Source organism: Streptomyces sp. NPDC057565, assembly GCF_042801455.1.
GTDB lineage: Bacteria > Actinomycetota > Actinomycetes > Streptomycetales > Streptomycetaceae > Streptomyces > Streptomyces yanii.
In genome coordinates this window covers 91282-100127 of the sequence record NZ_JBHVFU010000028.1, presented here as the reverse complement: position 1 = coordinate 100127, position 8846 = coordinate 91282, and the positions used below count along the sequence as shown (strand labels likewise).

Annotated in this window: 7 protein-coding genes; 6 read left to right on the top strand and 1 reads right to left on the bottom strand. The window is 67.9% G+C overall.

What is annotated here, in order from left to right; all coding sequences use genetic code 11:
• Positions 1 to 795 (bottom strand): IS110 family transposase (locus ACFU8W_RS33285; protein WP_384045184.1); only part of this gene is annotated, 795 nt, incomplete at its 3' end.
• A 235-nt stretch (positions 796 to 1030) separates the two neighbouring features.
• Between ACFU8W_RS33285 and ACFU8W_RS33280 the strand changes: the two genes are divergently transcribed.
• The 6 genes from ACFU8W_RS33280 to ACFU8W_RS33255 all read left to right on the top strand — a co-directional run bounded on the left by ACFU8W_RS33280 (position 1031) and on the right by ACFU8W_RS33255 (position 8682).
• The gene (locus ACFU8W_RS33280; RefSeq protein WP_384045182.1) at positions 1031 to 2155 is read left to right on the top strand and encodes an FAD-dependent monooxygenase; all 1125 of its coding nucleotides are present in this window, start codon (positions 1031 to 1033) and stop codon (positions 2153 to 2155) included.
• Between the two features lie 4 nt (positions 2156 to 2159).
• The gene (locus tag ACFU8W_RS33275) at positions 2160 to 3083 is read left to right on the top strand and encodes an alpha/beta hydrolase (RefSeq protein ID WP_384045179.1); all 924 of its coding nucleotides are present in this window, start codon (positions 2160 to 2162) and stop codon (positions 3081 to 3083) included.
• Positions 3084 to 3119: 36 nt separating this feature from the next.
• Positions 3120 to 4115: an MBL fold metallo-hydrolase gene (locus tag ACFU8W_RS33270; protein ID WP_384045176.1), complete on the top strand. Its 996-nt coding sequence runs from the start codon at positions 3120 to 3122 to the stop codon at positions 4113 to 4115.
• Complete coding sequence (locus tag ACFU8W_RS33265) at positions 4112 to 5848, top strand: CocE/NonD family hydrolase (protein ID WP_384045173.1); 1737 nt, start codon at positions 4112 to 4114, stop codon at positions 5846 to 5848. The genes ACFU8W_RS33270 and ACFU8W_RS33265 overlap by 4 nt, the downstream gene beginning before the upstream one ends.
• 119 nt (positions 5849 to 5967) lie before the next feature.
• Complete coding sequence (locus tag ACFU8W_RS33260) at positions 5968 to 7026, top strand: VWA domain-containing protein (RefSeq protein WP_384045194.1); 1059 nt, start codon at positions 5968 to 5970, stop codon at positions 7024 to 7026.
• 390 nt (positions 7027 to 7416) lie between these two features.
• Positions 7417 to 8682, top strand: a complete 1266-nt coding sequence (locus tag ACFU8W_RS33255; protein ID WP_384045170.1) for an IS701 family transposase — start codon at positions 7417 to 7419, stop codon at positions 8680 to 8682.
• Positions 8683 to 8846 lie beyond the last annotated feature (164 nt).

Genomic DNA, 8846 nt, shown 5'->3' with positions numbered 1-8846 from the left:
GGCGTGCGGGTGCTCACGAAACCGGGTCTCGATGAGTGCGTCGAGCTCGGCGATCTCCTCGTCGAGGGCCATCACCGCCTTCGCGAGACGGACCGCCATGCCGGCGGCCAGTGTCTCGCCGGGCAGCGCGGTGTGCTGGGCCTGCGCCGCCTCCAGGACGGCCTTGGCCAGGGCCGCGGCGCCGCGGACCTTGCGATTACGCAGCCAGGTCTCGATACGCTTCGCGCCGGCGCGGCGGATGGCGGCCGGTGTCTGGTATCCCGTCAGGAGAATGACGGGACCCTTGTTGGTCAGGTCCAGCGTGCGTTCCAACGCTGGGAAGAACTCCAGCAGTTGGGCGCGGAGCCGGTTGATCTGGCGGGTGCGGTCGCCTGCGAGGTCGGTGCGGTGGGTGGTGAGGATCCGCAGGCCGATGGCTATCTCGTCGCCGGGCCGCAGCAGGCCCAGGTCGCGGCGCATGCGGGCCTGGTCGGCGATGACGAAGGCGTCCTTGGCGTCGGTCTTGCCCTCCCCGCGGTAGGTGCCGGACGCGCGGTGGACGGCCAGGCCGGTGAGGTAGGCCATGGGCTGACCGTGGTTGAGCAGCAGACCGATCAGCAGCGCAGCGCCGCCGTGATTGACGTCCACTGCCCACAGCACGTCCTGGTCGATGTCCAGGACGTCGCGGATCAGCTCCAGCAGGGCCGCCTCGTCGTTCAGGACTCGGCGGGAGAGCAGCCGTTCGCCCCGCTCGTTGATCACCACGCAGTGGTGATGCTCCTTGCCGATGTCCATCCCGGCCCAGATCTGGGGCACGGCCACCTCCGTCAGCTCGTCGTCAGTCCATCCCGCAGACGACCTCGCCGACGTAGTCCTACAGAGCGATCAAGTCGCGTATCCCAATTGGCGGTCGAGTCGTCGCGGGGCTCCGGGCGGCCATGTTCTCTGAGCCATCCGATCGGCTCCTCCATGACAGCCATACCCGGAGCCCCCGGGCCCGTCGATCTTACGAATGACCAGCGGAAACCCACGCTTGAAAGGTAGGACCACCATGCAGCCCTCAGACCTGAACAACCTGAAAGTCGCCATCGTCGGCGCGGGGTACGGCGGCGCGGCGGCGGCCAAGGCCCTGAGCCTGCTCGGCGCCGACGTCGACGTCTACGAGCAGGCGAACCAGATCCGCGAAGTCGGCGCCGGCATCGGCCTGCGTCCTTCTACCATGAACCGGTTCCGCCAGTGGGGAATCCTCGACGCGATCGCGAAGGTGAGCTCGCCGAGCGACTACTTCGAAATCCTCACCGCCACCGGTGACCCGATCATGAAGGAGACGTGGCCGGGGATCCACGACTTCGCCGAGGAGACCAAGACCCACCTGATCCACCGCGGGGACTTCATCGAGGCTCTCCTGGGTGTGCTCCCCGAGGGCATGGTGCACCTCGGCCACAAGCTGGAGACCATCCAGGACAGGGGCGACCGCTCCGTCCTCACCTTCGCGGGCGGCGAAACCGTCGAGGCCGACCTGGTCGTCGGTGCCGACGGCATCAAGTCGGTGGTGCGCCGGCAGCTGTTCAGCGACAAGGGCCCGGTGTTCTCGGGTGAGCACGCCTACCGCACGGTGATCCCCGCCGACGACGCCCACGGGATGGTCGTCGACGACAACCTCCGGATGTACATCGGCCGGGGCACGAAGATCTACCTGCTGCCGCTGCGCCACCGCAACCAGGTGTCGTTCGACATCACCGCCCTGTGCCCGGACAGCACCTGGGCACCGCAGGTCACCAAGGACGACCTCCTGGCGACGGTGGAAGGCTTCGATGAGCGTCTCGTGAACATCACGCGCGACCTCGACATGAACACCGTGAGCGTCCGCGCGGTCTACGACATCGACCCGGTCGACACGTGGCACTCGGACTCCGTCGTCCTCGTGGGCGACGCGGCCCACTCGATGCTGCACCACCAGGGCCAGGGCGCGAACTCGGCCATCGAGGACGCCGGAGCGCTCGCCGACGCCCTGCGGCAGGCGGATTCCCTGAAGGAGGCGCTGGCTCTGTACCAGACCACCCGCAAGCCGGTGACCGACGAGCTGCAGCGCATCTCGCGTCAGGGGTGGACCGAGGAAGAGATCGATGACGTCTTCCCCGGTCAGAAGCCCGCAACCGCCGCCCCGCAGGAGTGACTTCATGCCGCTGCATCCTGAGATCGCCAAGGTTCTCGCCGGCCTGCCTGACCCGCCCGAGGGTCCCCTCGACCCGGTCTCCATGCGCGCCTCGGACGAGGCGCACGTCGCTCCCCTCGAGCAGCGCCTGCCGCTCCACGCGGTCGAGGACGTGACCGCGCGGACGGCGTCGGGCGAGGTGCCGGTGCGTATCCACACGCCGGTCGAGGCCGATGAGTACGGCGTGCTCGTCTACTTCCACGGTGGCGCGTTCTTCCTCGGCAGCCTGGAGACGCACGACCATGTCGCGCGCTCGCTGGCCATGGAGACCGGTCTCAAGGTCGTCTCCGTCGGCTACCGCCTGGCGCCCGAGGCCGCCTTTCCGGCCGGTCTCGACGACTGCTACGCGGTCGTGCGCTGGGCTGCCGAGGAAGGTGCGAGCCTCGCCTGGGACGGCACGACCCTCGCCATCGCCGGCGACAGTTCCGGCGGCACCTTCGTCGCGGCGGTCGCGGCCAGGGCGCACGACGACGGCTTCGACCGGATCACGCACCAGGTCCTCTACTACCCCTCGCTCGACCTCGACTTCGACGTCGACCGCTATGCCTCGCTACGGGAGAACGCCGTGGGCTTCGGCCTGGAGACGGCAGGGCTGAAACCCTTCAACGCGTTCTACATCGACAGCGGCGCCGATCCGGCGGACCCTCTCGTCTCGCCGATCAAGCGGGCGGACCTCACCGGGCTGCCGCCGGCCCTCATCGTCACCGCGCAGCACGACCCGCTGCGCGACGAGGGCGAGCTCTACGGCCGGCGGCTGCGGGAGGCCGGTGTGGAGGCGACGGTGAGCCGGTACGAGGGTGCGGGCCACGGATTCGTCCAGCACTTCTCCTGGATCCCGGAGTACCACAGGGTCTTCGCTCAGACGCGCGACTTCCTCAGTCGGCGCTGACCTGCCCGACCCACGTACGAGTTCGGAAAGAAAGCCATGACGCACGCAGTCAACGTCCATCCCCTGGTCTCGCCGTGGGGCCGGTTCGGTCTCTACAGCTTCTTCATCGACGCGCCCGAGCCGGCCGTCGTCGACACCGGGATCGCCTCCTCGCCGGCCGAAGGGATGCTTCCCGCGCTCGAGGCGATCGGGCGCCGCATCCAGGACGTGCGCTGGATCCTGCTGACCCACGGTCACATCGACCACGTCGGCGGGGCGCATGCACTGTGGGAGCTCACCGGCCGGCGCGCACAGGTGGTGATCCACGAGGCCGACGCACCGATGCTCCGCTCGCGACGGGCCCACGTGGAGGAGTACCTCGCGGGACGGGGCCAGTACCTGGGTGACCCCGAGGGCGAGGCGAAGGTGACGGCCGCGGCACATGCCGTCATCTCAGGCGAGATGGAGCCCTCCATGCTCGTCAAGGGCGGCGAGACCATCTCCCTCGGCGGCGACGTCACCGTCTCGGTGCACTCGATTCCGGGTCACACGCCCGGATCGGTCGCGTACGTCGTCGAGGGTGAGCGCTCGGTGTTCGTCGGCGACGCCGTTCAGGTCCACGGGGCGGCCAACGGCTTCCCCGGCTACCTGGACCCCGTCGCCTACCGCACCAGCCTGGAGTACGTGCGTGACGAGATCCGTCCGCAGCACCTGTACCTCGGACACCCCTACCGTCGCGCCGACGGCACGGCGTACGGCGTCGAGCTGAACGCCGCGCAGGCCCAGGAAGCCATTGCCCAGAGCCTCGCCGTCGAGGGCCGGGTCACGGCGGCCGCCTGCGGCTGCCTGCAGGCCGGCCTGCAGCAGACGGATTCACCGTACTCGCCGTTCGCCCGCGTCGCCGAGGAGCTCGACTACACCGGCGACCCCGCGCTCGAGCCGTCGCCGTTCTTCACCTCGATGCACGGCTACCGCACGCACCTCGAACAGAACTCGTACCGCACTGTCCCGGGGGACGACCCCCAGACCCCCAGAGGAGCTTCGCACTCATGACTGACTTCCAGACGATCCGGGCCGGTGAGCAGGCCATCGCCGTCCGCAAGGACCTCCGGGTGCCGATGCGGGACGGCGTCGAACTCGCCGTGGACGCCTACCACGGCCAGGACGACACGCCGCGGCCGGCCCTGATCGCGATGAGCGCCTACGGCAAGGAACTGCAGGCCCTCGCCCTCACCACGCCGCCGCAGCGCCGGCCCAGTCCGATGTGGGACGGCTGCATCGAGGCCGGTGACATCGCGCGCGTCGTCAAGGAGGGTTACGTCCACGTCATCGGCGACATGCGCGGAACCGGTGACTCCGGCGGTGTCATGATCGGCAACTACAACTTCGGCGGCGTTCCCCAGGGGCAGGACCTGTACGACCTCATCGAGTGGGTCGCCGCGCAGCCGTGGTGTGACGGCAACGTCGGCATGATCGGCATCTCCTACTTCGGCTCGATGCAGGTGCTCGCCGCTGCTGAGCGGCCACCGCACCTCAAGGCGATCTTCGTCAGCGGCGGCCACTACGACTTCTACGAGACCACTTATCACGGCGGCATCATGTGGTTCATGCCGCGCGCCGCCCGCGAGGGCCGCGGCGGTGACTCCGGCATCGCGCACACCGACGTCAGGTCCCGCATGCAGGAGGTCCACTCCCGAGAGGAGCTGAACAAGCTCGTCGAGGAGCGGCTGCAGGACCCGGACGTGGCGGCCTGGCCGAACCTCGTCCATGTGCTCAAATACCCGAAGAACCGCGAGTTCTGGTTCGACATCGTGATGAACCACCTCGACGGCGACTGGTACGAGGAGCGCAACCCGATCACGCTGGCCGAGAACATCGACATCCCGGTCTACCTGCAGATCGACCAGGGGCGCGGCTGGACCGTGGACGGCCACATCGAGTTGTTCGACGTCCTGAAGGGTCCCAAGAAGCTGGACATCGGCTCCTACCCGCCGATGCAGTCGCGCCCCTGGATCGAGGAGCACGACAAGATGTTCCGCTGGTACGACTACTGGCTCAAGGGCATCGACAACGGCATCATGGACGAGCCGGCCGTGAGCGTCTTCGTGGAGGGCTCGCGCGAGGTGGTCACCGCAGCGCAGTGGCCGCCGAAGGAGGCCGAGTACAAGTCGCTCCACCTGCGCCCGCGGCGCAAGCTCTCCTTCGAGCCCGAGCCCATGGGTACCGAGCACGCCGCCCCCGACGGCTTCTACCAGGCACCGCTCACCGTCACCGACAAGGTGGAGGTGCTGAGCTGGAGCACCGAGCCGTTCGAGGAGCCCACCGAACTGATCGGCACCGGTGCGGCGCACCTGTTCGCGGAGATCGACCAGGACGACACCAACTTCATCCTGCGCCTGTGGGACGAGGCTCCCGGCGGCGGTCGGCAGCTGATCACCACCGGTTACCTCAAAGCCTCCCACCGAGAGCTCGACGAGAAGCGCACCACCGAGGGCAACCCTTACCACCCGCACACCCGCGCGGTGCCGGTGGAGCCCGGGAAGATTGAGGAATACGTGCTGCGGCTCTACCCGTTCGCAGCCACATTCAAGCCAGGGCACCGCCTGGTGGTGGAGCTGTCGAACGACGAGCCGCTGGTCGACGCGCACAACGCGCTGCTGCCGCCGGACGCCTTCCACCTGCCGGTGGGCCGGCCCGTCACCCACAAGATCTACCGCGATGCCGCACACCCCTCCCGGCTCGTGCTGCCGTTCACGACATCCACGGCAACAGACGCGACACGGTAGGGCTCTGCGCGCAACGGATCTCGCACGGTCGCCAGGTGATTGTGCGTCAAACGCCGTTGTCAGTGCCTCCCCATAGAGTTCAAGCATCACTCGGGGAGCCGCGGAGAAGGAGCAGAAACGTGTCCGCCAACAAGATCCAGCACAAGGTGAATCACGTCGCGCTGGTAGTGGACTGTTCGGGTTCCATGCGTCAGCACCAGGGGCAGCTCATCCGCGTCGTGGATGAGTTCGTAGCGGGTCTGAAGGCCGAGTCGGACAGTCTCGGCCATGAGACCCGGATCAGCCTCTACTCCTTCGACCACAAGGTGGAGAACCTGGTCTGGGACATGGACGTGAAGCATCTGCCGTCCATGCGGGGTCTGTACAAAGTCAACAACGGCGCTACGGCCCTCATCGAGGCTTCTCTGAAGTCCCTGGACGACCTGGGTCATATCTGGGAGGAATACGGCGAGCACAGCTTCCTCCAGATCGTGGTGACGGACGGCGAGGAGAACGCCTCCGGCGGCGACAGGCGGCACGACGGCGATATGGCCATTCTCGGCCCCTGGCTCGACAGGATCGCGGCGAAGATGGGCGGGCTTCCGGGCCACTGGACGTCCGCGATCCTCGTTCCGAACTCCCTGGCGAAGCGCACCGCCCAGAACTACGGTTTCCCGGCCGGAAACATCGCCATCTGGGATGCGGATTCCCAGGAGGGCGTCGAGGAGGCGATCGGCACCGTGCGCGCTGCCGCCACCAGCTTCCTCCGGGGCCGCGAGCAGGGCGTGCGCGGCACGAAGAACCTGTTCGCCGTCGGCCAGGACATATCGGTCGACGAGGTGCGGGCGAACCTCGAACCGATTCCGGCCGACAAGTATCGGCTCCTGAAAGTTGACAAGGAGGTCGAGATTCGCCCCTTCGTCGATTCGCATCCGGGCGTGACGTACGAACGCGGTTCGTGCTACTACCAGCTGGGCGCCAGGGCCCAGGTTCAGCCGAACAAGGAAGTCGTCGTGGTCGAGAAGGACACCGATCGAGCCTATACGGGCGCCGCGGCGCGCAGCCTTCTGTTCGGTACGGGTATCCAGGGGACCGTCTCCGTGAAGGCGGGGAACAATCCCAAGTTGGAGGTGTACGTGCAGAGTCGTTCGGTGAACAGAAAGCTCAAGCCGAAGACGCGTCTGCTCATCATGCTCTGAAAATCAAGAAAAGAGTTCAGTCGGGTATACCGGAAGCCGCGGTACGGGTGGCCGCAGGTACTGATCTTCCGGTAGAAAATGATCAGCGCCGCCCGTGCCGCGTCCTGCGGTGAGGCGCACGGCGATATTGCGAACTTGCCCATTCCTGCCCGAAGGGTGTCACGTGCCCGAGGGCTGTCCCGCAGTCAATGGCCGCCGAAGAGGCCGAAGTGTCACGCCCCGAAGACGGATTCAAGTGGCCGGCGAACTACCGCTGCGTTCCGGCCCCTTGGAAGAAGGGGTCCGCCAAGGGCTGTCCCGCCAGGGATTACGGGGCAGCCCTTAGTAGTGCTTGGTCAGGTTGGCTGTGGTGGTGCGTTTCCTTCTGGCCCGGTGTGGCGTTGGGAGTGTGTGACTCCGGACGAGATTGCGGCGGTGCGTGGTGAGTTGGAGGCGTTCGCGGCGGAGGTGTTCGAGCCGTTCGCGCGGAAGGATCAGCGTCGGTGGGGGCAGGTCTACCTGCGGGGGTTGTTGACCGACGGGCGGCGCAAGTCGGTCGAGCCGATGGCGGCCCGGCTGGGTGAGGACGGGAATCGGCAGGCGCTGGCCAATTTCGTGACCACCAGCCCGTGGGATCCGGCGCATGTGCGGGCCAGGGTGGCCTGGAGAATGGAAGCGGCGATCCGGCCGTCCGCGCTCATTGTCGACGACACGGGGTTCCTGAAGGACGGGACCGCTTCGGCGTGTGTGTCGCGGCAGTACACCGGCACGGCGGGCAAGGTCACCAATTGCCAGGTCGGCGTCTCGCTCCACCTCGCGTCCGACCACGCTTCGGCGGCGGTCAACTGGCGGCTGTTCCTGCCCGAGACATGGGACCCCCACTCGCCGAAGGCCGATCCGGACAAGGCCGCCCGACGCACCGCCTGCCAGATCCCCGAGGATGTCGGGCATGTGGAGAAGTGGCAGCTCGCTCTGGACATGCTCGACGAGACCCGCTCGTGGGGCATCGAGGTGCCGCTGGCCGTCGCGGACGCCGGATACGGCGATGCTGCCGCGTTCCGGCACGGACTGCAGGCCCGCGGCCTGAACTACGTGGTGGGGATCTCCAGCACGCTGTCGGCCCAGCCCGCCGGCGCGGTGCCGGTGGCCGAGCCGTACTCCGGGACCGGACGCCCACCGGTGGCCAAGTATCCCGACAAGCCGCAGTCGGTGAAGGAGCTGGTCATCGCGGCGGGGCGGAAGGCCGCCCGCGGGGTGCAGTGGCGGGAAGGCTCCCGGCCCGGCACCGGCCGCTCCGGCTTCAAGCGCATCTACTCCCGCTTCGTGGCCTTGCGCATCCGGCCCGCCGGACGCGAGGTCCGGCAGGCCACCGACGGCCCGGAGCTGCCGGAGTGCTGGCTGCTGGCCGAATGGCCCGCCGGCGAGCCCGAGCCAATCCGGTTCTGGCTGTCCGACCTGCCCTCCGGCATGCCCCTGGCCTCGCTGGTCCGGCTCGCCAAGCTCCGCTGGCGCATCGAACACGACTACCGGGAGATGAAACAGGCCCTGGGCCTGGCCCACTTCGAGGGCCGCACCTGGGGCGGCTGGCACCACCACGTCACCCTCGTCTCCGCCGCGCACGCCTTCTGCACCCTGCAACGACTGGCCCAAACCCCAAAAGACGCGGCGCCGGCCTGAGCCTCTACCAAGTCGTCCGCGAACTGCAGACCCTGCTCGCGGTCTGGACCGGCGCCTGCCCCACCTGCCACCGCGACATACCAGCACCAAGACGCACCTGACCAAGCCCTATTAGAGGAGCTCACAAAATGGGAGTCCGATCAGCTCACGGCGTCTGGTGCGTG